Origin of the sequence: Umezawaea sp. NPDC059074, assembly GCF_042738955.1 — a bacterium.
In the GTDB taxonomy this organism is placed as follows: domain Bacteria; phylum Actinomycetota; class Actinomycetes; order Mycobacteriales; family Pseudonocardiaceae; genus Umezawaea.
In genome coordinates this window covers 1-25,318 of the sequence record NZ_JBHYHC010000133.1, presented here as the reverse complement: position 1 = coordinate 25,318, position 25,318 = coordinate 1, and the positions used below count along the sequence as shown (strand labels likewise).

The 25,318-nt window shown below is 72.0% G+C and carries 28 protein-coding genes; 17 read left to right on the top strand and 11 right to left on the bottom strand.

Features of this window, described 5'->3' with window-relative positions; all coding sequences use genetic code 11:
• Positions 1–79: 79 nt before the first annotated feature.
• Entirely contained in the window at positions 80–835 is a 756-nt protein-coding gene (locus tag ACFWW9_RS37845; protein WP_390387258.1) for a hypothetical protein, read from the bottom strand.
• Between the two features lie 61 nt (positions 836–896).
• Between ACFWW9_RS37845 and ACFWW9_RS37840 the strand changes: the two genes are divergently transcribed.
• Both ACFWW9_RS37840 and ACFWW9_RS37835 read left to right on the top strand, forming a co-directional pair.
• Positions 897–1,109, top strand: a complete 213-nt coding sequence (locus tag ACFWW9_RS37840) for a helix-turn-helix domain-containing protein (RefSeq protein ID WP_259628533.1) — start codon at positions 897–899, stop codon at positions 1,107–1,109.
• A complete protein-coding gene (locus tag ACFWW9_RS37835) occupies positions 1,109–1,636 on the top strand; it encodes a Clp protease N-terminal domain-containing protein (RefSeq protein ID WP_390387257.1) in 528 nt (175 codons plus the stop codon). Before ACFWW9_RS37840 ends, ACFWW9_RS37835 begins: the two co-directional genes overlap by 1 nt.
• On the opposite strand, the gene ACFWW9_RS37830 is transcribed toward ACFWW9_RS37835, so the two are convergent.
• Positions 1,614–2,261, bottom strand: coding sequence for a YitT family protein (locus ACFWW9_RS37830; RefSeq protein WP_390387256.1), 648 nt, complete (start codon positions 2,259–2,261; stop codon positions 1,614–1,616). The two genes, ACFWW9_RS37835 and ACFWW9_RS37830, sit on opposite strands and share 23 nt — an antisense overlap.
• Before the next feature lie 61 nt (positions 2,262–2,322).
• On the opposite strand from ACFWW9_RS37830, the gene ACFWW9_RS37825 reads away from it, so the two are divergent.
• Complete coding sequence (locus tag ACFWW9_RS37825) at positions 2,323–3,783, top strand: PLP-dependent aminotransferase family protein (RefSeq protein WP_390387254.1); 1,461 nt, start codon at positions 2,323–2,325, stop codon at positions 3,781–3,783.
• Positions 3,784–4,167: 384 nt separating this feature from the next.
• On the opposite strand, the gene ACFWW9_RS37820 is transcribed toward ACFWW9_RS37825, so the two are convergent.
• Positions 4,168–5,094, bottom strand: a complete 927-nt coding sequence (locus tag ACFWW9_RS37820) for a hypothetical protein (RefSeq protein ID WP_390387252.1) — start codon at positions 5,092–5,094, stop codon at positions 4,168–4,170.
• Positions 5,095–5,341: 247 nt separating this feature from the next.
• Here ACFWW9_RS37820 and ACFWW9_RS37815 point away from each other — a divergent pair, with 247 nt between their 5' ends.
• On the top strand, positions 5,342–6,451 hold the full coding sequence (locus ACFWW9_RS37815) for a S8 family serine peptidase (protein WP_390387251.1): 1,110 nt from the start codon (positions 5,342–5,344) through the stop codon (positions 6,449–6,451).
• On the opposite strand, the gene ACFWW9_RS37810 is transcribed toward ACFWW9_RS37815, so the two are convergent.
• From ACFWW9_RS37810 to ACFWW9_RS37795, 4 genes are read right to left on the bottom strand one after another with little or no spacing between them, the layout of a single operon-like run.
• Complete coding sequence (locus ACFWW9_RS37810; RefSeq protein ID WP_390387250.1) at positions 6,429–8,495, bottom strand: CHAT domain-containing protein; 2,067 nt, start codon at positions 8,493–8,495, stop codon at positions 6,429–6,431. The genes ACFWW9_RS37815 and ACFWW9_RS37810 overlap by 23 nt on opposite strands.
• Positions 8,492–8,932 (bottom strand): hypothetical protein, encoded by a 441-nt coding sequence (locus ACFWW9_RS37805; RefSeq protein WP_390387248.1) that lies wholly within the window; start codon positions 8,930–8,932, stop codon positions 8,492–8,494. The genes ACFWW9_RS37810 and ACFWW9_RS37805 overlap by 4 nt, the downstream gene beginning before the upstream one ends.
• Complete coding sequence (locus ACFWW9_RS37800; protein WP_390387247.1) at positions 8,929–9,477, bottom strand: RNA polymerase sigma factor; 549 nt, start codon at positions 9,475–9,477, stop codon at positions 8,929–8,931. Before ACFWW9_RS37800 ends, ACFWW9_RS37805 begins: the two co-directional genes overlap by 4 nt.
• 56 nt (positions 9,478–9,533) lie before the next feature.
• The gene (locus tag ACFWW9_RS37795; RefSeq protein WP_390387246.1) at positions 9,534–10,706 is read right to left on the bottom strand and encodes a pyridoxal phosphate-dependent aminotransferase; all 1,173 of its coding nucleotides are present in this window, start codon (positions 10,704–10,706) and stop codon (positions 9,534–9,536) included.
• Positions 10,707–10,735: 29 nt separating this feature from the next.
• Here ACFWW9_RS37795 and ACFWW9_RS37790 point away from each other — a divergent pair, with 29 nt between their 5' ends.
• Entirely contained in the window at positions 10,736–11,989 is a 1,254-nt protein-coding gene (locus ACFWW9_RS37790) for a DUF445 domain-containing protein (protein ID WP_390387245.1), read from the top strand.
• Here the strand turns inward: ACFWW9_RS37790 and ACFWW9_RS37785 are convergent.
• A complete protein-coding gene (locus tag ACFWW9_RS37785) occupies positions 11,986–12,444 on the bottom strand; it encodes a CGNR zinc finger domain-containing protein (protein WP_390387244.1) in 459 nt (152 codons plus the stop codon). The two genes, ACFWW9_RS37790 and ACFWW9_RS37785, sit on opposite strands and share 4 nt — an antisense overlap.
• Before the next feature lie 172 nt (positions 12,445–12,616).
• Between ACFWW9_RS37785 and ACFWW9_RS37780 the strand changes: the two genes are divergently transcribed.
• The 4 genes from ACFWW9_RS37780 to ACFWW9_RS37765 are packed head-to-tail and all read left to right on the top strand — an operon-like array spanning position 12,617 to position 16,513.
• On the top strand, positions 12,617–12,982 hold the full coding sequence (locus tag ACFWW9_RS37780; RefSeq protein WP_390387243.1) for a VOC family protein: 366 nt from the start codon (positions 12,617–12,619) through the stop codon (positions 12,980–12,982).
• A 41-nt stretch (positions 12,983–13,023) separates the two neighbouring features.
• A complete protein-coding gene (locus ACFWW9_RS37775) occupies positions 13,024–13,548 on the top strand; it encodes a PadR family transcriptional regulator (RefSeq protein ID WP_390387242.1) in 525 nt (174 codons plus the stop codon).
• A complete protein-coding gene (locus ACFWW9_RS37770) occupies positions 13,545–14,219 on the top strand; it encodes an ABC transporter ATP-binding protein (RefSeq protein ID WP_390387240.1) in 675 nt (224 codons plus the stop codon). The genes ACFWW9_RS37775 and ACFWW9_RS37770 overlap by 4 nt, the downstream gene beginning before the upstream one ends.
• Positions 14,216–16,513, top strand: a complete 2,298-nt coding sequence (locus ACFWW9_RS37765; RefSeq protein ID WP_390387239.1) for an FtsX-like permease family protein — start codon at positions 14,216–14,218, stop codon at positions 16,511–16,513. Before ACFWW9_RS37770 ends, ACFWW9_RS37765 begins: the two co-directional genes overlap by 4 nt.
• Here the strand turns inward: ACFWW9_RS37765 and ACFWW9_RS37760 are convergent.
• On the bottom strand, positions 16,482–18,497 hold the full coding sequence (locus ACFWW9_RS37760; RefSeq protein WP_390387238.1) for an NACHT domain-containing protein: 2,016 nt from the start codon (positions 18,495–18,497) through the stop codon (positions 16,482–16,484). The two genes, ACFWW9_RS37765 and ACFWW9_RS37760, sit on opposite strands and share 32 nt — an antisense overlap.
• Before the next feature lie 85 nt (positions 18,498–18,582).
• On the opposite strand from ACFWW9_RS37760, the gene ACFWW9_RS37755 reads away from it, so the two are divergent.
• Together ACFWW9_RS37755 and ACFWW9_RS37750 are read left to right on the top strand one after the other, a co-directional pair.
• Complete coding sequence (locus tag ACFWW9_RS37755; protein ID WP_390387237.1) at positions 18,583–18,996, top strand: zf-TFIIB domain-containing protein; 414 nt, start codon at positions 18,583–18,585, stop codon at positions 18,994–18,996.
• On the top strand, positions 18,996–19,526 hold the full coding sequence (locus ACFWW9_RS37750; protein ID WP_390387236.1) for a GNAT family N-acetyltransferase: 531 nt from the start codon (positions 18,996–18,998) through the stop codon (positions 19,524–19,526). Before ACFWW9_RS37755 ends, ACFWW9_RS37750 begins: the two co-directional genes overlap by 1 nt.
• Here ACFWW9_RS37750 and tgmC read toward each other — a convergent pair.
• Positions 19,523–20,674: an ATP-grasp peptide maturase system methyltransferase gene (tgmC, locus tag ACFWW9_RS37745; protein ID WP_390387235.1), complete on the bottom strand. Its 1,152-nt coding sequence runs from the start codon at positions 20,672–20,674 to the stop codon at positions 19,523–19,525. The two genes, ACFWW9_RS37750 and tgmC, sit on opposite strands and share 4 nt — an antisense overlap.
• Positions 20,675–20,803: 129 nt before the next feature.
• On the opposite strand from tgmC, the gene ACFWW9_RS37740 reads away from it, so the two are divergent.
• The 5 genes from ACFWW9_RS37740 (at position 20,804) to ACFWW9_RS37720 (ending at position 23,693) form a co-directional block, all read left to right on the top strand.
• Positions 20,804–21,208: a helix-turn-helix domain-containing protein gene (locus ACFWW9_RS37740; protein ID WP_259628518.1), complete on the top strand. Its 405-nt coding sequence runs from the start codon at positions 20,804–20,806 to the stop codon at positions 21,206–21,208.
• Positions 21,209–21,213: 5 nt separating this feature from the next.
• Positions 21,214–21,915, top strand: a complete 702-nt coding sequence (locus ACFWW9_RS37735) for a hypothetical protein (RefSeq protein ID WP_390387234.1) — start codon at positions 21,214–21,216, stop codon at positions 21,913–21,915.
• Between the two features lie 179 nt (positions 21,916–22,094).
• Positions 22,095–22,415, top strand: a complete 321-nt coding sequence (locus ACFWW9_RS37730; RefSeq protein ID WP_390387259.1) for a DUF2516 family protein — start codon at positions 22,095–22,097, stop codon at positions 22,413–22,415.
• A complete protein-coding gene (locus ACFWW9_RS37725; RefSeq protein WP_390387233.1) occupies positions 22,412–23,116 on the top strand; it encodes an alpha/beta fold hydrolase in 705 nt (234 codons plus the stop codon). Before ACFWW9_RS37730 ends, ACFWW9_RS37725 begins: the two co-directional genes overlap by 4 nt.
• A 28-nt stretch (positions 23,117–23,144) precedes the next feature.
• Positions 23,145–23,693, top strand: coding sequence for a type 1 glutamine amidotransferase domain-containing protein (locus ACFWW9_RS37720; protein ID WP_390387231.1), 549 nt, complete (start codon positions 23,145–23,147; stop codon positions 23,691–23,693).
• 34 nt (positions 23,694–23,727) lie between these two features.
• Here ACFWW9_RS37720 and ACFWW9_RS37715 read toward each other — a convergent pair whose 3' ends face one another.
• A complete protein-coding gene (locus ACFWW9_RS37715) occupies positions 23,728–24,483 on the bottom strand; it encodes a TipAS antibiotic-recognition domain-containing protein (RefSeq protein WP_390387229.1) in 756 nt (251 codons plus the stop codon).
• A gap of 67 nt (positions 24,484–24,550) precedes the next feature.
• On the opposite strand from ACFWW9_RS37715, the gene ACFWW9_RS37710 reads away from it, so the two are divergent.
• Positions 24,551–25,111 carry a YbaK/EbsC family protein gene (locus tag ACFWW9_RS37710; protein WP_390387227.1) on the top strand — a complete coding sequence of 187 codons (561 nt, stop codon included), beginning with the start codon at positions 24,551–24,553 and terminating at the stop codon, positions 25,109–25,111.
• Positions 25,112–25,318 lie beyond the last annotated feature (207 nt).

Below are 25,318 nucleotides of genomic sequence, written 5' to 3'. Positions count from 1 at the left end.
TCTCGCCCCAGACCCCAAGGCAGGGCGGGCTTCGCCCCCCTGCACCCCCCTCTGTGTGTCGCCTTCCAGCGGGGTTGGGTCAGCTCTTTGGGTTTTGGTCGTGGTTGTTTTTGGCAATGGTGAAGTTGATTCGGGCCATGGCCTGGTCGTCGTGGGTTTTGTGTCTTGGCCAGCGGGTTTTGCTGGAATCGGCTTCTTCTGCTGAGCGGATTTGGTCGAGAACCGCTTCTGGGCCTGTTGTGGTGATGAGGTCTAGGACGGATTGCCAGTCCTTGAAGATTTGGTAGTCGTCGATGCCGCAGGAGACGCCGTCGGTGGCCATGATCACATTTTCTACCTCGGACCTGGGGAAAGTGGCCTGTACCGCCTGGTGGCCTGCCTCGGGGACCGCCTCGGCTACCCAGTAGCCGTCCTTGCGGTTGGTGAGGTCTGCCAGGGGGCGGGTGATGGGGCGCAGGTTGGCGAGGCGTGTGTCGGCGATCACCTTTGGTTCTGGGGTGAAGACGATGACTGGGCTGTCGGCCAGGACTAGGGCGTCGATCGTGTTTTGGGTCCAGCGGGTGATGGCGACTGTGCAGGCTGGGGAGTCTCCGGGGATCAAGGTGTGGCGCTTGGTGATGGTGGCTATTGCCGTGGCTAGTAGGTCGCCCAAAGTGCCTGGTTGGGTGAGCAGTGTCTTTAGTTCTGCTCCGAGGGTGTCTGCGTACCAGGCGCCGTTGCGGGTTGGGGGTCTGGTGGAGGTGACGCCGTCCAAGAGGATGACGGCGTTCGGGAGTACGAAGATTCGGTCCTCGCTTGGGCGGCCTGGGGCGGCGCGTTCGGCGGTTTCGATCACCGGTTCACCGTAGGCGTCAACTGTGGTTGACAAACGGGGTGTGTCAACCTACGTTGACGGTATGACGAAGGCTACGGAGTTGGCCTCGGCTGCGGGTGATCAGGATCCGAAGGTCGGGTTGCGGGCCGTGAGTGCGTTGCGGCGGTTGTTGGAGCAGCTCGAGGCCGTTCAGGTGCGGAACGCCCGTGTGCGGGGTTGGTCTTGGCAGGAGATCGCGGCCGAGCTGGGGGTCACCCGGCAGGCCGTGCACAAGAAGCACGGAGGGCGGGGCTGATGGTCGGGGAGCGGTTCACGCGGGACGCGCGGCGGGTGGTGACCGGCGCTGTGGAGCAGGCGCAGCGGGAGTCGGCGGACGAGGTGCGGCCGGAGCACCTGGTGGTGGGGTTGTTGGACTCGCCGGTGCTGGCCGGGTTCGAGTTGTCGCGGGACGAGGTCGTGGCGGCGCTCGCCGCCGTGCGGCGCAAGGGCGGCCTGAGCGAGGCCGACACGGAGGCGTTGCGGGGGCTGGGGATCGACGTCGACCAGATCGTGGACAGCGTCGAGCAGTCGTTGGGAGAAGGGGCGCTCGCGACGATGACGACGAGGAAGAAGCGGTGGCTGTTCGGTGGCCACCTGCCGTTCTCGGCCGACGCGAAGCAGGTGCTGGTGCGGAGCCTCGCCGAGGCGAAGGACCTGGGGCACAACTACCTCGGCGACGAGCACCTCGTGCTCGCGCTGCTGGCGGGCGGAGGTGTCGTCGCCGAGGTGCTCGGGTCCAGGGGTGTGACCTACGTGGAGGTCAGGAAGCAGGTCGTGGGCTGACCTCGGTCCAGGTCAGCCTCGGCAGGAACGCCTGGGTGAGCGGGCCGATCGCCAGGGCGTAGAGGACGGTGCCGATGCCGAGGGTGCCGCCCAGCAGCCAGCCGCCCGCCAGCACGGCCACCTCGATGACCGTGCGCACGAGCCGCAGCGACGTGCCGGTGCGGGCGCAGAAACCGGTGGTCAGGCCGTCGCGGGGGCCGGGGCCCAGGCGGGCGCCGATGTAGATGGCGGCGGCCAGGGCGTTGAGGACGATGCCCGACGTCAGCAGCAGGATCCGGGGGAGCAGGTCCGTCGGCGTCGGCAGGAACGCGAGGGTGGCGTCGACCGCCACGCCGATCAGGACGACGTTGAGCACCGTCCCCACGCCTGGCCGTTGTCTGAGCGGGATCCAGCAGAGCAGGACCAGCGCGCCGACGATGACCGTGATCGTGCCGAAGCTGAGGCCGGTGCGCTTGGTCAGGCCCTCGTGCAGGACGTCCCACGGCGCCAGGCCGAGCCCGCCGCGGATCTGGAGCGCCATCGACGTGCCGTAGAGCCACAGCCCGATGGCGAGCTGGGGCAGGCGTCGGCCGGGGGCCACCGTGAGCGGTGCGGACGTGAGCGCGGCGAGACGAGGGGAAGCCATGTGGCCATCCTGCGGCGTGATTGGCCTTGTATTCCAGGGCCAATCATCAATAATTGGCCTCATGGACCAGGGAATCCCGCTAGGTGGACGCGTATCCGGGCAGCGGTTGGCCCGGCTGTTGGGGGACTGGCGGCGGCGGGGCGCTCGGCAGGGGGCCGCCGACCTGGCCGCGCGCGTCCGGATGCTGGTCCTGGACGGCCAACTGCCCGCGGGCACGCGGCTGCCCGCGGAGCGGGAGATCGCCGACGCGCTGCCGGTGAGCCGGACGATGGTCACGGCGGCGCTGGACCAGCTCCGTGAGGAAGGGGTCGTGGCCAGCAGGCGCGGCGCCGGGTCGTGGATCACGCTGCCCACCGGCGTGCTCGGCAGGCCGCTGGACCTCCCGTCCGCGAGCCGGGCCGTGATCGACCTGGCCCGCGCCGCCCCACCCGCCGTGCCGAGCCTGGCCGCGGCCATGGACGCGGTGCGGCTGCGGATGCCCGAGCACCTCGCGGGCCACGGCTACCACGAGCACGGCGTGCCGGAGCTGCGGAGACTCCTCGCCGAGCGGTACACCGCACGGGGCCTGCCGACCTCGCCGGACCAGATCGTCATCACCAGCGGCGCGCAGCACGCGCTCGCGCTGGCGTTGCGGCTGTTCACCGGGCCCGGTGACCGGGTGCTGGTCGAGCAGCCCAGCTACCCCAACGCGCTGGACGCCATCCGGTCGATGTCCGCGATCCCGGTCCCCGTGCCGCTCGCGCCGGACGGGTGGGACCTCGCCGGGATCGCGGCGGCGCTGCGGCAGGCCGCCCCGCGGGTCGCGTACCTGGTGCTCGACTTCCAGAACCCCACCGGTCTCCGCCTGGACGCCCAGGGCCGGACCCGGCTCGGGGAACTGCTGCGCCGGGCCCGAACGCCCGCGATCATCGACGAGACCCTCGTCGACCTGGACCTGGACGGCGACCCGGCCGACGCCCCACCGCCGATGGCCGCGTTCGCCGACGAGCTGGTCGTCACGCTCGGGTCGGCGAGCAAGTCGCACTGGGGCGGCATGCGGATCGGGTGGATCCGCGCGCGGCCGGACGTCGTGCACCGGCTGGTTTCGACGCGGACCTCGATCGACCTCGGCACGGCGGTGTTCGAGCAGCTGCTGATGGCCGAGCTGCTGGTCGACCCGGAGCCCGCGCTGCGCGAGCGGCGGGCCGAACTGGCGGCGCAGCGGGAGGTGCTGATCGACAGCCTGGCCGAGCACTGCCCGCGGTGGACGTTCCGGCGGCCCGCGGGCGGCCTCGGCCTGTGGTGCGAGCTCGACGCCCCGGTCAGCACGCAGATCGCGGTCGTGGCGCAGAGCCACGGGATCCGGTTGGCGCCGGGCGGCCGGTTCGCGGCGCAGGGAGGGCTGGAGCGGTGGCTGCGACTGCCCTACTCGCTGCCCGCCGACGTCCTGCGCGAAGCGGCGCGGCGGCTGGGATCGGTGGCCTCGCTGGTCGCGGGATCCGCGACGGCGATGGACGGCGACCTGGCCGTTCCGGTGGCCTGACCTGGAGGTCCTGGTCCCCGCCGCGCTGGCGGCGGGGACCGGACGGCGCCTGCCACCCGACTCCTCCGGCACAGCCCCTCGGTGTGCCGGGTACGTCGGTGGAGGAGGTTCCCGTGGACCTGCGGCGGGGACGTTCGGGGCGGAACGTCCCCCGCCGCAGGTTCCGGGGTGAGGCCCTGGTGTCGCGGGGCAGTGCGGCACCTGGGCCATACCCGACCTGCTGGGGCGCGGTCGGCAGGTCGGGAAGCCTGGGTGGGCGTGCGGCGGCCGCGGCGCGAACGCCGAGGACACGCACAGCCGGGGTGCAACGGGGAGGGATACGAGGCCACGCGACCGGGAGAACCACTGGTCAACGGGCATGCTCAGGGCACAGTCGTGCCCTGGTCAGTCTGGTGGGGAACTCGGCAGGCCTTGGACGCTGCCGAACAGCCGCCCGTCGTCGCGCCGCTCGACCGTCCACGGGGACGGCTGGTGCGGAGCGGACTGGGAGGTCGTCACGGTGACGCCGCCACGGGCGCCACCGGAGGTGTCGTGGGCGCTCGACGACGCCGTGGGCGCGGTCGGGGCCGGAGCGGGCTGGGGCGCGGGGGCGGGCGCGGCGGGCCGCGGCGTCTCCCACTCCAGGCCGCTCGCTGGCGCGGTCTCCGGGACCTCGACCACCGGGGCGGTCACGTGGAGCGCCGGGATCGTCCACTGCGGAGCGGCGGGAACGGCGGCCGGGACGACCACCTCCGCCACGACGGGGACGACCACCTCGACCGGTGCCGGCACGGGGGCGGGGGTGGCGGCGAGCTTCGCGGCCGCCTTGGCGGTCACCTTCGCCGTGTACAGCTCCTCGGGCATCTCGTTCGAGATCGTCCCCGAGCGCTCGGTGCTGTTGGAGATGAGGCCGCCGGAGTAGACCGGCGACACGTCGAGGAACTGCTCCTCGGCCTCGGGTTCCTCGGCGACGTCCTCGTCCTCGTGGTGCGCGGGACCGCGGGTCGCGTCGAGGAAGGAGAGGTCGACGGGCGCGGCGGCCACCGCCGTGGTCCAGTGCTCGCTGATGGCCAGCGCGTCGACCCGCTGGTCCTCGAAGGACTCGAAGGACTCGAAGAAATCGGGTGACCCGAACGACTCGAACGGGGTCCGGTGCTCGCCAACGGCGCTGTGCACGATGTCCACCACGGACGGCGTGTCCGGCACGGGGTCGCCAGGGCTCGCGGTCGCGACCGCGCCGCCGATCAACCACGCCGCCGCCGTGAGCCCGCCGACGGCGAGAGCCCGCACCAGCAGAGATCCGGTGCTGCGCACCGCATCTGCTCCTGCCACGGAAATCACCACCGTTCCGGGTCACCGCGAGCACAGCCGGTTGTGGGGGCTGACGTTGTGCTATGTCTAGCACTGGTGACGCCGTTTTCGAACGTTATCGGGCGGAACCACTCGGAAGGGCGGCCCGGTGCGGCTGTCCGGGTAGTCGCTCCGCCGGGTGAACACTTTCCGTCGCCGTTCACGAGTTCGGGTGATGACCCCCGACGTCCGCTGTGGACAGTCCCGGATGTCGGCGATGGTGTCCACCGTGGACTACGAATCGACGGGAAGTGCGCAGGTCACCTCGCTCGCCGAACTGGTGTCGGGGTGGCGGTCGGAACGGCCGGACCTCGTCCTGCACGACCCCGGCGGGGAGCAGGAGTGCTTGGTCCGTTCGGGCGAACTGGTGGTCTTCCCGGACGAACTGCCACGCGCGGTGGCCCGGCTCGGTCGCTGGATCGAGCACGTGGAGGAGCCCGCTGACCTGCGCGTGGCCCGGATCCGGCTGCGGCCGAACGAGCGCGGGCAGTGCGTCCGCATCGCGCAGGACCACGGGTACACGCCCAACCACGTCCACGTCGGCAGCCCGATCATGATCGGCACCGCGCTGCCCCTGCCGTCCGAGGCCGCGCCGCCGGAGCCGCCCCGGAACGAGCGGTGGGACGTGACCGCCGCGGTCCTCGACACCGGCCTCGACCCGCACCCGTGGTTCGCGGGCAGGCAGTGGTTCGGCGAGTGGGGCCGGTCGCCCGAGGTGCTGGACGCCGACGGCCGCGGTGGCCAGGACCGCTTGGCCGGGCACGGCACGTTCGTCGCGGGGGTGCTCCTCCAGCACGCGCCGGGCGTGGTCGTCCGGCACGACCGCGTGCTGTCCTCGCTGGGCCTGACCGACGACGTCACCGTGGCCGCGGGGCTGCGCCGGATCCGCCGCCGGTCCGCCGACCGCGGCGAACGCCTGCACGTCGTGGTCCTCACCTCCGGCTGCCACACGGCGGACGACCGGTGCCCGCCGGTGCTGAAGAGCGAGGTCAGCGCGTTCCCGGACGTGGCGGTGGTCGCCGCGGCGGGCAACGGCGGCACGTCCCGCCCCAGCTGGCCCGCGGCGCTGCCCGAGGTGCTGGCGGTCGGCGCGGACGCCGACTTCTCCAACCACGGGCCGTGGGTGGACGCCGTCGCGCCGGGCGTGGACGTGGTCAGCAGCCACGTCCACCTCGGTCCGGCGGGCGGTCGGGACTACGGCTTCGCGAGGTGGAGTGGCACGTCGTTCGCCGCGCCACGGGTCGCCGCGCGTGTCGCGCGCCTGGTGCGCGAGGGCCGCACCCCGCGCGAGGCGGCGGCCGAGGCCGCCGCCGAGTTCAGCCCGCTCCGAAGCAGGTGAACGACCGGTCGTCGTGCTGGAGCTGGGCCGAGGCCAGCGCGGCGGCCGGTCCGAGTCCCGCGCGGAGTCCGGCGTGGACGGCCGCCATGAGCGCGGGCGTCCGGTCGTCGGGGACGGCGAGGGTGCTCGCGATCACCGCCCCGGTGCCGCGCCGGAGGAACGCGGGCGCCAGCCCGGAGTCGCAGGAGGACAGCACGACGATCCGCGGTGGATGGGACAGCCGGTCCAGGTCGTGCGCGTGCAAGTGGCCGTCGGCGAGTTGCACCGAGGAGAACAATCCTCGCCTGTGGCCATGTGCGGCGACGTGGACGACGTCCACCCCGTCCATCGCTCGCAGCGCGGCGTCCACTGTGGCCGCTCCACCGGTGAGCGTCGTGCCGCCGTGGGCGCGGTGGAGGGCGGCGATCTCGCGTCCCGCGTGAGCCAGGGCGGGTCCGGCGATCCACGCGCTCGTGTGGAGGGGGACCGGCGGCGGCGTCGACCCGAGGGAGACCGGGCGGCCCCGGTAGGACGGGAGGGCCGCCCACGGGAGGCCCGCCGGTGAACCGGTGATGGTGATCGGGCCCGTCCCGGTCGGCGGGAGCAGCGCGTCCAGTGCCTCGGCCGCCGTCCGGACGGCGTGCGGGCGGTCCGCCTCGATGGCCAGGCGCAGGGCGTGGACGTGGTGGTCGAGCCGGGGGACGCGGTGCAGGCGGTGCCTGCCGTCGACCGCGGTCACGGCCAGCAGGTGGCCGTCGTACGAGGTGAAGGCGAGCGTCGGGCCGGTGGCCGGGACGGTCGTCGTGGGAGTCGGGCGCGCGGTGAGCGTGAGGCGGCGGATCTCGCGTTCGAGGGTGATCACCCGGTCGTGATCGCCCTGGAGGCGGGCCAGACGCAGCTCGGCGGACCGCGTGGTCACGGGCGCGGGGCCGGGTGAGGTGGTCCGCGACCAGCGCAGGACGGACCTGGCGTCGCCCGCCGCGACGGCGTGGCCGAGGGCGATGGCCCGCAGTTCGGTGCCCGGCCACGTCGTCGGGTCCACCAGCGCCAGGCCCGCCCGGCAGGCGGCCGACGCCTGGCGGCGGGACTTGGCGCGGCGGGCGGTGTCGAGGTGGCCGAGCGCGCGCAACCGGGCCGTGCCGCGGCGGACGGCGAGCGGGTGGCCCGCCGCCAACCGGAGTTCGGCGGCGTCCTCCGGCCTGCCCAGGCGGTCGCACTCGGCGGCGACGCGGTGGACCCGTGGCCGCTCACCCAACGCCAGCCGCGCGCGCAGCGCCACGGACTTCGCCACCCAGCCGGGCACCCGGTCCGCGAGGGCTCGCGCTTCGCGGAAGTCGTTGTCCGCCAACGCACAGCGGGCGGCGAGCAGGACGGCGTCCGGGATGCGGGAGCCGCGGTCGCAGCGGTGGAGCAGCGCGAGCGCGGGGGTGAGGACCTCTCGGGCCTCCCGGACCAGCCCGGCCGCGAGCAGCGCCTGCGCCCGGTCGATCAACGCCTCCGGCCGGTGCACGGCGGTCAGCCCGTCGTGCGCGGCCTGCTCGTAGTGGCGCAGGGCGGTGGGCGGGTCGCCCGCGAGCATCGCCACGAAACCCTTGTTGTGCAAGCACATCGCGGCCCGGTCGGGTTCGCCGATGCTCAGCAGCGCCGTCCTGGCCGTGGTGAAGTCGGCGTCCGCCTCGGCCAGCCGGAGGGTGTACGCGCGGGCGATCCCCCGGCCGATCAGGGCGTTGGCCAGCCACCGGTGGTCGCCGTGACGGCGCAGGTCGCGGATCACGGCGGTCAGGTGGGCGATGGCGAGCCGCGGCTCGGCGTTCTGGCACAGGTACAGGCCGCGCAGGCACCGCGCGCGGGCGAGGTCGTTGCCGGTGAGGTGGGGGAAGGCCGCGTCCAGGTGCCGGGTGCTCGCCGCGGGGCGGCCGCGGTCCAGCTCGATCCACGCGAGCGCCAGGTGGAAGCGGGCCTTCTCCGCGCCGGTGCCGCGGGAAAGTCCTTGCCGCGCCAGCCTTCGCGCCTCCGGGAGGCGGCCGAGTTCCACTTGCCGCAGGCAGTCGGCGTGCAGGGTCACTGGACGAACCACCCCGTCGTCAGGTCCGGCAGACCGGGCTGCCGCACCACGAACCGGAGCGGCCCCGGCGGAACGAGGTCCGCGCGAAACCAGCCGATGTGGTCGAGGTCGGCGACGTGGTCGCCGCTCGGCCACGAGACCAGCACCGAGCCGCCGCGCGGCGGGTGGACCAGCCCCAACGCCCGGACGCCCAGCCCGTCGACGGTGTCCAGCCGCAGGTCCACGGTGGTGGTCCCGGCGGCGAAGCGGAGGGTGCGCGACCCGCCCGCGCCGCGCTTGCCCGCCGGGACGGCGACGGCGGAGTCGGTGGTCCACGCGAGCGGCACGAACGCCGTGGGCGGCCGGAACCCGGCGGCTTCGGCCAGGTGCGGGGGAACGGGGTCGACCTGGTCGAGCACGGCCGCCAGTTCGTCGAGGAGGTCGCGGTCCGGGGTCACACCGACACCTCCGCTTCGACCCGGCGGCGGAGCACGGCCAGGCAGCGGCTGCGGGTCGACCCGAGGTTGCCGACCGGCACCCCGACCGCGCCCGCCACGTCCTGGTAGCTCAGGCCCGGCGCGTACGCCACCAGCCGGAGGATCTCGCGGCACTGGTCGGTGAGCGTGCCGAACGCCCGCCACAGCCGGACGGCCCGCTCGCTGTCGAGCACCAGCTCCTCCGGGCCGGGGTAGTCCGCCTCGGGCGGTCCCCACAGGTCGACCGGCAGCTCACGCCCGCGCACCTTCCGCACCCGCAGCGCCTCGTTGCGGGCCGTGGTGATGAGCCACCCGGACAGCTTCGCGGGCTCCCGGATCCGGTGCAGGCTCTCGGACAGCGTGAGCCACGTGTACTGGCAGACGTCCGCCGCGTCGGCCTCCCGCAGACCGGCGGTCCTGGCCGCCGACCACAGGAGCGGCAGGTGCCGACGAACGATCTCCCGCCAGGCGTCCTGGTCGTGGAGCCGGGCCCGGACCACCAGCTCGGCGTTCGTGAGTTCTTCCATGATCACTTGGAAGACCGGTGGTCCGGTTCGGCTCCCGCACTAGCCCGATCGTGTGATCATCCGGCCAGCTTGCGCAGCCGGAGCAGCGCCTCGTCCAGCACCTCGTCCTTCTTGCAGAACGCGAAGCGGACCAGGTGCTGCCAGTCCTCCGGGTGGTCGGTGAACACCTGCACCGGCACGCCCGCGACGCCGATCCTCTCCGGCAGGGCCCGGCACAGCTCGGCGCCGTCGGTGAACCCGAGCGGGCGCACGTCGGCCGTGATGAAGTACGTGCCCTCGCTGGGCCGCACCGCGAACCCGGCCTCGGCGAGCCCCTCGGACAGCCGGGAGCGCTTGGCGGCCAGCGACGAGCGCAGCCCCTCCACCCACTCCAGCTCGTGGGTCAGCGCGTGCGCCACGGCGGGCTGGAACGGGGCCCCGCCGACGAACGTGATGAACTGCTTCGCGGCCTTGATCGCCGACACCAGCGGGGCGGGCGCGCACACCCAGCCGATCTTCCAGCCGGTGCAGTTGAACGTCTTGCCCGCGCTGGAGATCGTCACGGTCCGCTCGGCCATCCCCGGCAGCGTGGCCAGCGGCACGTGCTCGTGCGCGTCGAACACCAGGTGCTCGTACACCTCGTCGGTGATCGCGATCAGGTCGTGCTCCACGCACAGCGCGGCGACCGCTTCCAGTTCCGCGCGGGTGAAGACCGTGCCGGTCGGGTTGTGCGGCGTGTTCACCAGCACCGCGCGGGTGCGTGGCCCGATGGCCGCCCGCAGCCCCTCCACGTCCAGGTCGAACCGCCCGGTCACCGGGTCCTCGACGAGCCCGACCACGCGCCGGGTCGCCCCCGCCATCGCCACCGAGGCGGCGTACGAGTCGTAGTACGGCTCGAACAGCACGACCTCGTCGCCGGGCTCCACCAGCGCCAGCAACGACGCCGCGATCGCCTCCGTCGCACCCACCGTGACCAGCACTTCGGTGTCCGGGTCGTACGACGTCCCGTACCGCGTCCGGTGCGCCGCGACGGCCTCCCGCAGCACCGGCATGCCGGGTCCCGGCGGGTACTGGTTGAGGCCTCCGTCGATGGCGGCCTTGGCCGCGTCGAGCATCGAGGCGGGCCCGTCGGTGTCGGGAAATCCCTGGCCGAGGTTCACCGCCCCGGTGCGCTGGGCGAGCGCCGTCATCTCCGCGAAGATCGTCGAGGTGAACGGCCGCAATCTGGGGACTAGCGCTGGTACCCGCACAACGTCGAATCTTCACGGACAATGGCGTCGTGGAGCAACTGACGGCAGCCGACCAGGTCAAGCGGCGCGACCTGCGCCGGATGAAACTCGTCGCGACGGGGTTCTTCGCCGCCGCGACGGTGATCTTCCTCATCGCGCTGTTCCTGGAGCGTGACGGGGACGCGTGGAGCTACGTGCGAGCCGCCGCCGAAGCGGGCATGGTCGGCGCGCTCGCCGACTGGTTCGCCGTGACGGCGCTGTTCCGGCGGCCGTTGGGCCTGCCGATCCCGCACACGGCGATCATCCCGACCCGCAAGGACAGCTTCGGCGACGCCCTCGGCGACTTCGTGGGCACGAACTTCCTGGCCGAGGACGTGGTGCGGGACAAGCTGCGGCGGGTCGGCATCAGCCGCCGGGTCGGCGAGTGGCTGGCGCAGCCGGTCAACGCCGAGCGGGTCACGTCCGAGGTGGCGAACATCGTCAAGGGCGCGGTCACGGTGCTGCGCGACGAGGACGTGCAGGCGGTGATCGACCAGGGGATCGTGCGGCGGCTCGTGGAGAAGCCGTGGGGTCCGCCGCTGGGCAAGCTGCTCGGGCAGGTGCTGACCGACGGCGCGCACCACAAGTTCGTGGACCTGGTGATCGACCGGACCTACGACTGGGTGGCCAACAACCACGACAAGGTGCTCCAGGTGGTGTCCGAGCGGGCGCCGACGTGGTCGCCGAAGTTCGTGGACACGCTGCTGGGCGACAAGGCGTACACGGAGCTGCTGAACTTCGCGTGGGCCGTGAAGACCGACCTCAACCACCCCATGCGGCTGGCGCTCGACCAGTTCATGATCGAGTTCTCGCACGACCTCCAGCACGACCCGGCCACGATGGAACGCGCCGAGCTGGTCAAGACGCAGCTCGTCGAGCACCCGGACGTGCAGCACTTCATCGGGTCCGCGTGGGGTGCGGCGAAGAAGATGCTGCTCGACGCGGCCGAGGACCCGTCGAGCGAGCTGCGCAAGCGGGTGCGCGAGGGCCTGCTGTCGTTCGGGCAGCGGATGGTCGACGACGACGCCATGCGCGAGAAGGTCGACGGCTGGCTGGAGGGCGCGGCGGCGTACGTCGTGACGAACTACCGCGCCGAGATCACCACGCTGATCACCGACACGGTCGAGCGCTGGGACGCCGAGGAGACCTCGCGCAAGATCGAGCTCCAGGTCGGCCGAGACCTGCAGTTCATCCGCATCAACGGCACGGTGGTGGGTGCGCTCGCCGGCCTGGCCATCTACACCATCGGCCAGCTCGTCACCTAGGAGGCGCTGAGGGCTCTGGTGCGTTCGCGCCAGAGCCGCGCCTTCTCCCGGTTGCCGCACACCTGCATCGAGCACCACGTGCGCGAACGGTTGCGGGAGCGGTCGAAGAACGCCGCCTGGCAGCTGTCCGCCTGGCAGATCTTGAACCGCTCCCACGAGCCCAGCAGGGCGACCCGCGCGGCGGAGGCGAGGACGGCGCCGAGCGCGTCGGTCGTCGCGATCATCGGCACGCCCTCGCTCAGCTCGATCCGGACGGTGCCGGAGAACGACTTCGCCGAGCCGCGTTCACCGAGTGCCGACCGGAGCGCGCCGCGGGCCGAACGGACCTTCGCGAGGTCCCCCACGTGGCCCAGTCCTCGTTCGGTGACCCACGCCCGCCACGAGGCCGCGCCGTCCAACACGTCGGTGCCGAGTTCGAGGTCTCGGGTGTTGAGGAAAGCGAGCAGCAGTTCCACATCGTGTTCCGCATCGCCGGCTCGACCCTGCGCGAAAGTCGCGTGATCCCAGCCGGCTGCCAGACCAGTCACCTCTCCACTGTAGCCGGCAACCCGGTTGCGATGTGGTGATCTAACCGGCAACCTGCATTAGCCAGTTAGACCGTGCCGCCGATCAGGTGAGGTGCCGCTCATGCCCGCTCCCGTTGTCCGCTTCGGTTCCGTCGTCCTCGACTGCCCCGACACCCGCGTGCTCGCCGACTTCTACGCCCGGCTGCTCGGCTGGCCGCCGGACGCCGAGCCGACCGACGGGTGGGCCACCCTGACCCCGCCCGACGGCGGTGTGAAGATCGAGTTCCAGCACGCCGACGACTGGCGTCCGCCGACGTGGCCGGACCTGGAGGTGCAGCAGATGGCGCACCTCGACTTCCCGGTCGACGACCTGGAGGCGGCGCACGCGTGGGCGGTGGAGGTGGGTGCGGAGTTCGTCCGCGACAGCGGGTCCTTCCGCGTCTACCTGGACCCCGCGGGGCACCCGTTCTGCCTCTGCGCCTGCTGAACTATGAACCCTGTGTATACCTCGTGTGTATAGTCGCGGCCATGTCACTCGGACACGCCTTGCTGGGCCTGCTGGAACGCGGTCCCGGCCACGGTTACGACCTGAAGAAGGCCTACGACGACCAGTTCGGCCAAGACCGGCCGCTGCACTACGGGCAGGTCTACACGACGCTGTCCCGCCTGCTGCGCAACGGACTCGTGCAGGAGGCGGGCGTCGAGGCGGGCTCGGGGCCGGACCGCAAGCGCTACGCGATCACCGACGCGGGCGTGACGGACGTCGAGAAGTGGCTCGGCACCCCGGAGAAGCCCGAGCCGTACCTCCAGAACACGCTCTACACCAAGGTCGTGCTTGCGCTGCTGTCCGGCCGCGAGGCCGCGGACGTGCTGGACACGCAGCGCGCGGCGCACCTGAACGCGATGCGCGAGCTGACCCGCCGCAAGACCGACGGCGACCTCGCCGACCAGCTGATCTGCGACTACGCCCTGTTCCACCTGGAAGCCGACCTGCGCTGGCTCGAACTCACCACCGCGCGGCTCGACCAGCTCGCGAAGCGGGTCGGCCGATGACCCTGCTGTCCGCCACCGGCCTGCACAAGGCCTTCGGCCCGACCCCCGCGCTGGCGGGCGCGGGCATCACCGTCGACGCGGGCGAGATCGTCGCGATCATGGGCCCGTCCGGCTCCGGCAAGTCCACGCTGCTGCACTGCCTCGCGGGCATCCTCACGCCCGACGCGGGCACGGTGCTCTACCGCGACGTCGACCTCGGCTCGCTGCCCGACGCCAAGCGCAGCGAACTGCGCCGCACCGAGTTCGGGTTCGTGTTCCAGTTCGGGCAGCTCGTGCCGGAGCTGTCGTGCCTGGAGAACGTCGCCCTGCCGCTGCGCCTCGCCGGGATCAGGCGGCGGGACGCCGAGGCCCGCGCGACGGAGTGGCTGGAGAAGCTGGAGGTCGCGGAGGTCGCCGCGAAACGGCCGGGCGAGACGTCCGGCGGCCAGGGCCAGCGGGTCGCGGTCGCGCGGGCGTTGATCACCGGCCCGAAGGTGATCTTCGCCGACGAGCCGACCGGCGCGCTCGACTCGCTCAACGGCGAACGCGTGATGACCCTGTTCCTCGCCGCGGCCCGCGCGACCGACGCCGCCGTGGTGATCGTGACGCACGAGCCCCGCGTCGCCGCCTACGCCGACCGCGAGGTCGTCGTCCGCGACGGCCGTTCGCGCGCGGTGGAGCTCGCCGGGTGAAGGGCTGGGTGAACGACCTCGCGCTCGGCGTCCGCATCGCCCTCGGCAGCGGCCGGTCGTCGTGGCGGCGGCTCGCGCTGACCGGCGTCGGCGTCGGCCTCGGCATGGCGGTGCTGCTGGTCGGGGCCTCCATGCCGACCGCGTTCGCCGAGCGGCAGGCCCGCCAAGACCTGTCACGGGTGGTGCAGGAGGAGAAGCGGCCGCCGGGTGCCGAGGCGCTGTACCGGGTGTACGCCACCGAGCACTACCGCGGCGACGAGATCATGGGCAGCTACGTCTTCCCCGAGGGGCCGCGGGCACCGATCCCCCCTGGCCTGCAACGGATTCCGGGCGACGGGGAGATCGTGCTGTCGCCCGCGCTGGCCGACCTGCTCGCCTCGCCGGAGGGGGACCTGCTGCGGCCGAGGTTCCCGCAGGAGGTCGTCGGGACCATCGGCCAGGAGGGGTTGATCGGTCCGAACCACCTGCTGTTCATCGCGGGCGACTCGACCATCCCGCACACGGTGCTGACCGCGTACTACGGCTTCGGCACCTCGGCCGCCACCGTGAAGAACAGGACCGAACCCTGGTACTGGGTGCTCGGGCTGGTCGGCGCGGTCGTCTTGCTGCTGCCGGTGCTGGTGTTCGTCACGATCGGCACCCGGCTCGCCGGTCCGGAGCGCGAGCGGAGGCTGGCCGCGCTGCGGCTGCTCGGCGCGGGAACCTGGCAGGTGCGGCGGATCGCCACCGGCGACGCGCTGGCGGGCGCCGTGGCGGGGCTGGCGCTCGGCGCGGGTTTCTTCCTGGTCCTGCGGGCCTTCGTGGAGAGGCTCGAACTGTTCGGCGTCAGCATGTTCGCCAGCGACCTGACCCCGGACCCGGTGCTGGGCGGGCTCGTGGTGGTGGTCGTCCCGGTGCTGTCGGTCCTGACCGCGCTGGTCACCATGCGCGGCAGCGTGGTCGACCCGCTCGGCGTGGTGCGCCGGAGCGCGCCGGTCCGGCGGCGGCTGTGGTGGCGGGTCGTGCCGACCCTGGTCGGTGTCGGCCTGCTGGCCAGGCAGGCGGAGGCGTTCGTCCAGCGCCCCAGCACGCTGCACTCCGGGTCCGCGCTCGCCGCGCTCGCGTTGCTGCTGCTGGGGATCCCCCTGCTGCTGCCGTGGCTGGTCGAGCGGTCCATCGGACGGCTGCGAGGAGGCGCGCCCTCGTGGCAGATCGCCGTCCGCGGGCTCCAGCTCGACAGCGGCTCGGCCGCCAGGCTCGTCGGCGGCGTCGCCGTCGTGCTCGCGGGCGGCATCACGCTCCAGACCCTCATGATCGGCCAGGAGGCGACCGTCCTGGACCGCGCGAACTCGGCCGAGGACCGGAGCCACCTGGTCGTCTACCTGGAGGGGAACGCGAGCGAGCGCGGCGACGAACTCGCCGAGCGGCTCCGCGCCGCCATCGGGGTCACGTCGGCGGCGGCCGAGAAGTGGTTCACCGTGCGGAAGTCGGAGCAGGACACGTTCCAGGTGGCGGTCGCGTCGTGCGACTCGCTGCGCGTGCGCTTGCGGATCGACGGGTGCCAGGACGGGGACGCGTTCCGGGTCGTCGGCTCCGCGCCGATCGAGGTGCTGCCCGTGCCCGGTGACCGGGTCGAGCTGCTCGGGACCTCGACGCCCGTGCGGGTGGTGGGGGAGTGGACCGTCCCCGACATGCCCGCGGTCGAGTGGAAGGACACCGGCCAGGAGGTCTCGGGGATCCTCCTCACCCCCGCCGCAGCGCGGGGGGTGGGCGCGGTCGTCCGGTCGAGCGTGCTCATGGTGACCTTGGACCCTTCCTCGCCGGACGTGGTGGACCGCGCCCGTGCCGCGCTCGGGCCCATCGGGCGGCAGGAGTTCGCCCGGCAGTCCGGTCCACCCGACGTCGAGGGGCCCGCGGCGGAGTACCGGACCCTGCGGCGGCTGCTCCTCGCCGGGTCGCTGGTCGTGGTGGCGCTCGCGGGGGCGGGCCTGCTGGTGCTGGCGCTGGAACAGGTGCGCACGCGGCGGCGGCCGTTGGCGGTGCTCGCGGCCGGAGGGGTGCCGCGCAGCACGCTGGCGTGGTCATTGCTGTGGCAGAACGCCGTGCCGCTGGTGCTGGCGGTCGTCGTGGCCGTCGTGGTCGGGTCCGGGACGGGCCTGCTGGTCCAACGGGCGTCGCACACGCCGTTGACGCTGGACCTGGCCGGGATCGGGGTGCTGACCGCGGCGATCGTGGCCGTGGTGCTGCTGGTGACCGCGTGCACGCTGCCCGCGGTGCGGCGGGCTACCGGGGCGACGGGGCTGCGCGCGGAATGAGCTGGATCCGCCGGGGGAGCGGCTTGTCGGCGAGGCGGTCCTGCAGCAGCGCGTGGCGGAACTGGTAGCAGGCGCCCGCCTGGCGCAGGACGCCGAGCTTGCGGGCGTCGTCGAGGAACACCATCAGCTCCCACGGCAGGTTCATCCGCGCGGCCAGCCAGATCCGGGCCACGGTGAACCACCACCAGCGCAGGTGCAGCACCGACAGCGCGAACCCCAGCAGCAGACCGGACGACAGGCCGAGGCCGATCATGCCGGTCTGGTTCACGCCGAACACCATGGCCGCGGCCGCGCCGAACACCACTCCCAGCACCAGGGAGCCGGTCCACACCGCCACGCGGTCGCGCGCCATGGTCCACTGCGGGCTCGACGGGTGGGTCAGCTCGGCGGAGCTGGCGGTGGCGAACCGCAGCGCGGTCGCCACCGCCAGACCCAGCCCGACGACCAGCCCCGCGGACACCCCGTACAGGGCGCCGAACGCGAGCCCGGTCGCCGTGCCGATGGTCCCGCTCGTCACGACCAGGCTGCGCCACACGCCGAGCCGCGGTTTCGCGGTGCGGGCGCGGAACGTCCTGCTGGACGCCGTGAGCGCGGCGACGGCGACCACGGCCCCGGCGATCAGGCCGGTGAGCGGCGCGATCTTCGCCGTGCCCGCGTACGCCATCAGCCAGCCGACGCCGAACCCGCCGATCGAGCCGACCGCGAGCGCGCCGAGCAGCGCGAGCCACGCGTTGCCGACCGACCGCCGCAGGTCCCACCACGCCAGTTCGCGGACGCCCTGCTCGCGCATCTGCTGGGCGAGGAACCCCAGCCAGCGGCGGGCCTGGTCGCGCGGCCACGCCTGGCTCGCGTGGGCCTGGTAGGCCGCGTCGACGTTGGCGAACACCCGCTCCACCAGGCTGTCGACCAGGTGGTCCTCGATCGCCTTGTGGTCCGGGAACTTCACGCGGTCGAGCAGCTCCGACGGCTCGCCGATCCCCGTGCCGTAGACGGTGCTCGCCAACCACACCATCAGCGGCACCGACAGCACCTCGGCCAGGTGGCCGTGCGGCTCGTCGCGCAGGTGCACGAAGATCGGCTCCCAGCAGGCGGCCGTCGTCGGGTCGGCCCCGGCGCGCAGGTAGGCCGCGACCTCCTCCTGGTCCAGCGGGTGCAGTTCCAGCACGTCCGCCTCGGGCACCACGCCGACCCGCGAGATCGTGTCCACGTACTCGTCGATCCGGCAGGTGATCACCAGCGGCGACTTCTCCGGGAAGGCGCGGGTGATCCGCTCCATCGCCTCCGCGCGCCAGGCCTGCGGGATCTCGTCCAGCCCGTCCAGGACCGGGAACACCCGTCGTTGCTCGACGAGCAGGTCCGCGGTGTAGCTGCCGTACAGCTCGGTGTTGCGCAGCGCGGGGTGGTCCTCGTAGAGCCTGCGGGTCATCCACGTCCGCACGTCCTCGGTCGCGGGGTTCCACGTGGACAGGGGAAGCAGCACCGGCACGGGCCCGTCCACGTGTCGTTCCAGCAGGCCGATCGTGAGCAGCATCGCGACCGTGCTCTTGCCGCTGCCGGGCTCGCCGATCAGCACGATCCGGTGGTGCGACTGGCGTTCGAACGCGCCGACCACGCCGTCGCTGTGCCCCGAGGGCGCGTTCGGCCGGTCGCTGACGTCCAGCTCGGTGGCCGTCCAGTGCAGGTCGAGCAGGTCGCCGCGCTCGGTCAACTTGCGCGCCGTGCACTCCTCGGTCCACTGCAACCGCAGGGCGGTGGCGAGTGCTTTCGCGGCGGCGTCGAGGTTCTCCTCGGTCGCGAGGCCCGCGGCGCGGCGGCGGTGCAGCCACGGGTCCAGCACGGCGAGGAACACCAGGAAGACGACGGCCAGCCCACCCAGCCAGAGGTGCGGGTTCACCCCCGCTCCGGTGACGAACAGACCGATCAGCGTGAGCAGCGCGGCGAGGGCGCACCCCGTGAACACGGCCCGTTGGCGAAGTCTGGACACCCCGGCATCATGACTCACCCGTCACTCCAGGTGTCGACACGGGCACGCGGGTGTCATCTGTGTCGCCGCTGCGTACGCTCGTACTGTGATCTGTCCCAAGTGCCAGGACCTCATGCGGACCATCGACCGGGGCGGCGTCCACATCGAGCAGTGCGAGCGCTGCCGGGGCGTCTTCCTCGACGGCGGGGAGCTGGAGCAGATCCTCGAGGCCGAGCGCAGGCACTACGGGGACGGCCCTCCTCCGGCGCACATCCCGATGCCGCTGCCGCACGAGAACCCCGATCCCACAGCGGTTCCACCGCCGTCGCCCGCGCCGCCGTACGCGCCGCCCACCCACTCGTCGCAGCCCGCGGGCGTGCCGCCGCCGTACCAGCCGCCGCCCGGCACCCCACCGCCCGGCTACCGGCAGCCGGGTTACCAGCAGCCCGGCTACGGCTACCCGCCGCCCGGTTACTACCCGCCGCGCAGGCGGAGCTTCCTGGAGGAGTTGCTCGACTAGTGGTCCCGCAACGCCTGGCCCGACCGTCCGACGTGCCGCGCATCGGCGAGCTGATGCGGCAGTCGGTGGCCGAGCTGTTCCCGCTGTTCCACACCGCCGAGGAGACCGCCAGCGCGGCGGTCCACCTCACGGAGCCGGACACCGTGCTGGTCGACGACGGCACGTACTTCGTGCACGAGGTCGACGGCCGCGTGGTGGCGTGCGGCGGGTGGAGCAAGCGCGACAAGCTCTACACCGGCTCCGGCGCGCGACCCGGCGACAGCCGCCTGCTGGACCCGGCGACCGAGCCCGCCAGGGTGCGCGCGATGTTCGTGCACGCCGACTTCGCCCGCCGCGGCCTCGGTCGCGCGATCCTGACCTCGTGCGTCGAGGCGGCGGGCGCGGCGGGATTCCGGTCGCTCACGCTGATGGCCACGCTGCCCGGCGTGCCGCTCTACCGCGCGTTCGGCTTCCGGGAGGTGCGTCGCGCCGAGATCCCGTTGCCGGACGGGGTGGTGCTGGCGGCCGTGGCGATGGAGTTGGCGCTCTAGATCGGCCAGTCCAGGCCGCCGAGGCGGAACCGCTGGCCCTCCGCGTCGACGGTGAACCCGAAGCGCTCCCGTCGTGGCCTGCCCAGGGTGAGCCACTGCCGGTAGCCGTCCTCGACGAGCCGCCACAGCCTGCGCGGACCGCCCTGCTCCACGCGGGTCGACCCGCCGCGAGGCCGCAGCCGGGCCCACGACCCGTCGGCGTGCACGAGGTGCACGCGGTCGCGTTCCCCGTGCGACACCACGACGTCCGCGAGCACGAGACCCGCGAAGAACTCGAACGGGCTGCGCTGGTCGACCACGAGCCGCGGGTTCAGCGCGGTTCGCCCGCGGTCCTCCGCCTTCGCCTCGCGGGCCACCTCCAGCAGGTCGTTCGCCCAGCCTTGGGCGTGGGCGCGCAACGGCATGAACCGCCCGTCCTCCGGCAGCACCCGGCCCTCGCCGCCCCCTCGGCCGTCGGACACGAGCCGCACCAGGCCCGCGCCGATCGACCGGTTGAGGGTCGTCACGACCAGCGCGCCGGGCCTGGTCTGGGTGAGCCACGCGGTCGGGATCCGCGACACCGCGCACGTGCAGATCACCCGGTCGTAAGGCGCCCGGTCGGGGTGTCCCCGCTCACCGTCGCCCGCCACGCAGGTCGGCAGGAACCCCGCCGCCGCCAGGTGGTCGCGGGCCCGGCCGAGCACACCGGGATCGACGTCGACGGTGGTCACGTGGTCGTCGCCGAGCGCGTGGCACAGCAGCGCGGCGTTGTAGCCGGTGCCCGCGCCGATCTCCAGCACGTCGTGGCCGGGGCGCGCGTCGAGCACCTCCAGCATGATCGCCATGATCGTCGGCATGCTCGACGAGCACGTGGGTACCCCGTGGACGGCGCCGTCGTCGACAGCTCGCGGCCAGGCGTCGTCGTCGCCGTCGAGCTGGGTCACGCAGACCCGGTCGCGGTAGACGAGCGGGAGCCAGTCGGGGTCGTCGGCGTCGACCGGACCCCAGCGGCCGTCGGAGAGCTGGCGGAAGAACCGGGGCAGGAACGCGTGCCGCTCGACCTCGCGGAACGCCCGCGCCCAGCGCGGATCGCGGACCGCGCCCTCGGTCAGCAGGGCGTCGACGAGCTGGTCCCGCAGCGCCGCGGGGTCGTTCGCTGTCTGGTGCATGTGGGCTCCCACCTCGACATTACCGGGTGTGGTGGAGGCCACGGCCAGTTTGCTAGCAGCCCGCTTGCAACTGCTAGCACTCGCGCGTAACGTCGTTGTCAGAGCCGAACGGGAGGGAGACCCCAGATCATGGACAAGTCCATCGACAAGGCGGTCGCCGACCTCGGCCGGGACATCGGCGACTACATCAAGCAGCAGCGCAGCAACGCGAAGATCTCGTTGCGGGAGCTGTCGAAGCTCGCCGGTGTCTCCAACCCGTACCTCAGTCAGATCGAGCGGGGCCTGCGCAAACCCAGCGCGGAGATCCTGCAGCAGATCGCCAAGGGGCTGCGGATCTCGGCAGAGGCGCTCTACGTCGAAGCCGGGATCCTCCAGCAGCGAGAAGGCGGCGCGTTGGCCGACGCGATCGCCGTCGCACCAGAGCTCACCGAGCGGCAGAAGCAGGTGCTGCTCGACGTTTACGAGTCTTTCCGGCGGGAGAACGCCGCCAAGCAGTCGAAGTCCGATGTGGACGGTAGTCAACCCGAGGAGTGATCTCCATGCCGAACCTTCCCACCCAAGAAGAGCTGCGCAAGGCGGGCGAGCAGGCCGCTGCCGCCGCCCGCACCCCGCTGCTCGCCGCGCTCGGCGCCGGTGACCTGGCCACCAAGGCCGTCATCGAGGCCCTGAACAAGGCCAAGCACACGATCGACGAGCGCGCCGAGGCCGCGAAGACCGCGGTCGACGAGCTGCCCACCGAGCTGAGCGGCCTCCGCGAGAAGCTGGACCCGGCCGAGCTGCGCAAGCTGGTCGACGCCTACACGCAGTCCGCGCTGCACCTCTACACCTACCTGGCCGAGCAGGGCGAGGCGACGCTGGAGAAGTTCCGCTCGCAGCCGCAGGTCAAGAAGGCCACCGCCCAGGTCGAGGGTGTCGTGGACGCCGCGCAGAAGCGCGCCGAGTCCGCCGCCGCCGACGCCCGCGAACTCGCGGACGACGTCCTGGGCAAGGTCACCCGCCGCACCCGCTCGGTCGGCGAGAAGACCGCCGTCGCCATCGACGACGCCAGCGAGAAGCTCGCCGAGACGGTCGAGGAGGTCGGCGGCGAGGTGGCCCACGAGGTCCGCAGCACCGCCCGCAAGGCCGCGAACCGCACCGCCGCCGCCAAGCCCACCACGACGGCCACCAAGCCCACCGCCGTCAAGCCGACCACCACCCCCCGCACCACCACCCGCAAGTCCCCCACCAGCACCACCAAGTAACACCGGCAAGACCCCGAGCACCCCTCACCCACGTGAGGGGTGCTCGCGCATGTGCCAGTGGGGGCAACCGCTCGATCCGCCAGGGCTTGCCTGCCCAGGTGACTCCCGGCGGCCGAGCCGCCGTCTGCGGAGCAGCGGCCAATGTCACAGCTTGTCCCAACACGTACCCTGGAACCGTGTTGTTCTCGAGGGTGCCTCCGTTCAACCCCCTGTACTTGGATGCTTGGGTCCTCTACGGGGTGGGCTGGGCCGCGTTGGTCATGGGTGTGTACGCGTTCGCGCATGCCGTGACGCAGCGCGCGGATGCCTTCACGGCCGCTGAGCGGTTGACCAAGCCCGCGTGGCTCGGGATCACCGGTGGTGGTGCTTTCGTGTTGATGGTGTTCCAGCTCAGCAGCCCTGGTGGGATGTTCTGGCTGGCTGGTGTCGTCGCGGTGATGGTGTACGTGGTCGACGTCCGGCCGAAGCTGATCGAGATCCAGCGCGGTCCCCGCTGGTGAACCTGCTGCCCAGCGGTTTGCGCTGGCAGGCGTACGGCAGTGGCGAGCCGACGACGCTGATCGTGCACGGGCTCGGCGCTACCGCCGGTGAGGCCCGTATCCCCGCTTCCGGTCTTCCCGGCACCCGTGTCGTGGTGACGTTGCCGTCGCACAGCGGCGCGGCGGACGCCCCGGACGGCTACTGGACGTACCAGCGGGTGGCGCAGGACCTGTGGGCCGTGGCCCGCGAGGTGCACGCGACCCGTGCCATCGGGGTTTCACTCGGGGCGGGCGCGCTGGTGGCGTTGCTCGCGGCCCGGCCGGACGCGTTCGAGCGGGTCGCGTTGCTGCTGCCCGCCACCCTGGACCGGCCGCGCGGGCAGCAGACGGTGGAGGACCTGGTCAACGCGGTCGAACTGCCCGACGGTGTCGAGGCGGGCGAGTACCTGCACGCCCGCGCGTTGGCGTTCCGGCGACTGGACGCGGCCGTGGCGGCGCTGCCCGGTCAGGTGAGCGTCGCCGACCCGGCGGTGTTGGCGGACGTGACGGCTCCGGTGCTGGTCATCGCGGCCACGGACGACCCGCTGCACCCCGGTTCGGTCGCCGAGGCGACCGCCGCCGCGTTCCCGCACGGCAAGCTCGAGGTGTTCCCGTCGCGAACGCCGCTGGTCACGCACCGGCGCGAGGTGCGGGCGCTGCTGATCGACCTGGTCGGTGTGTGAGGCCAGGTCGTTCGGGTAACCGAAGGGCATGGCTGAACCGAAGAGGATCGCGTTCCTGGTGGCCGAAGAGGGCATCGAGCAGATCGAGCTGACCGACCCGTGGCAGCACGTCGAGAAGGCGGGCGGGGTGCCGCGGCTGCTCGCGCCGAAGCTCGGGACCGTGCAGGGGTACAACCACCTGACGCCCGCCGACACGTTCCAGGTGGACGTGCCGTTCTCCGAGGCCGTCGACAGCGACTACGACGCGCTGGTGATCCCCGGCGGCGTGGCCAACTCCGACGCGCTGCGGCTGGACGCCGACGCCGTGCGGATCGTGCAGGAGCACGTGGCGGCCGGGAAGCCCGTCGCCGCGATCTGCCACGGGCCGTGGCTGCTGGTCGAGGCGGACGTGGTGCGCGGCAAGATGCTGACGTCGTACCCGAGCCTCGCCACCGACATTCGCAACGCGGGCGGCAGCTGGGACGACCTGGAGGTCCAGGTGTGCGTGGCGAACGGGTGGACGCTGGTCACCAGCCGCAACCCCGGTGACCTGGAGGCGTTCAACACCTCGGCGCTGAAGGCGTTCGGGCTGGCCTGACCCGGCCGGGATCTGCAGCTCCCGGCGGGGATTGTTACAGCCTGGCCTGCGCGTACGCCGCGATGGCGTCGCGGACGTACTCCGCGAAACCCTCGGCGTGCGCGAACTGGACCTTGAAGTCCGGCGAGTCCACGTACAACTGGCCGAGGCCGGTGTACGACTCGCGGTTGGGGGTCCAGCTCAGGCAGATCCAGCGGTAGTGGCGGTCGGTCAGCTCCAGGGTTTCCTGAGCGTCGGCCGCCACGTTGTTGTCGAACAACGCCGCGTAGGCGGTGCTGATGTCCTGCCACTCGGCCATGAAGCGGTCCGCGGCGGCCTTGTCCCAGGTGCGCATCTTCGACCTGCTCTCGTCGATGTGCTCCTGAGCGCCCTCACCGAACCGCTCCACCAGCTCCTTCTCGTAGCGGGCTTGACGGTCGGCGTCGAAGCCGTCGAACAGCTCTTCCATCTTCACGGTGTCGCCTCCTTCCAGGTCCTCGATCGTCTTCGCCACGGTGGCGGCCAGCCTGGCCAAGCGCTCCTGCTCGGTCCGCAACCACTGCTCGTGGTTGCGGAGCACGTCGACGGTGCGGTGCCTGCCGTCGAGCACCTCCGCGACCGCGTCCAGCCCCAAGCCCAGATCCCTGAGCAGCAGGATCTGCTGCAAGCGCAGGACCTGGTCGCGTTCGTAGTACCGGTAGCCGTTGTCACCCGTCCACGCGGGCGGCAGCAGACCGATGGCGTCGTAGTGGCGCAGCGTCCGCGATGTCACCTTCGACATGCGGGCCACCTCGGCGATCGACCAGACCATGTGTTCCTCCCTGACCTGGATGACGGTAGATGTTGACGTAGCGTCAAGGTCAAGCGTCGGTGGCAGGATGGTTGAGGTGTGGACTATCGCCGGAAGTTTGACGCCTGTGCCTGTGCTTGACCGGATGGACCTGGTGGGGGGTCCGGTGGCGGAGGCGTTGCGATCGTTGGACCCGTCCGATGCGGCTCGGTGTGCCGTGGCGGAGATTGATGCTGCTCTGGCCGATACGGCGGAGTTTTGTGCCTTTTATGGGTCGCCGTTGTCTGCGTCTGCCAACTGTGTGGTGGTGGCTGGGCGGCGAGGGGATGTCACGCGGTACGCGGCTTGTTTGGTGCTCGCTACGCATCGGGTGGATGTGAACGGGGTTGTTCGGCGGCGGTTGGATGCTCGGCGGGCTTCGTTTGCGAGCATGGATGACGCTGTTTCGTTGACTGGGATGGAGTACGGGGGGATTACGCCGGTGGGGGTGCCGTTGGGGTGGCCGGTGTTGTTGTCTGCTGAGGTGGCTGTGGCTCCTGAGTTGGTTGTGGGGAGTGGGGTTCGGGGGAGCAAGTTGTTGGTGCCTGGGGATGTGTTGGCGAAGTTGCCTGGGGCGGAAGTTGTGGCTGATATGGCTCGGTTGGCTTGAGTTTTGGCTGGTCAGGGGTGGTGTGGGGTTTTTGTCGTACCCCTGGTCTAGCGTATGTGTCGGGGGGTTCTCGCTTTTGGGGGACGCTTGCGAGAGCTTGCGTTTGTGGCTAACCCCCGATTGCGCCAATTATCCCACCCTTTTTCGTCTTGTCAAGGCTGGAAAGACGCCTTGACAAGACGAAAAAGGGTGGGGGCGCAAAAAAAA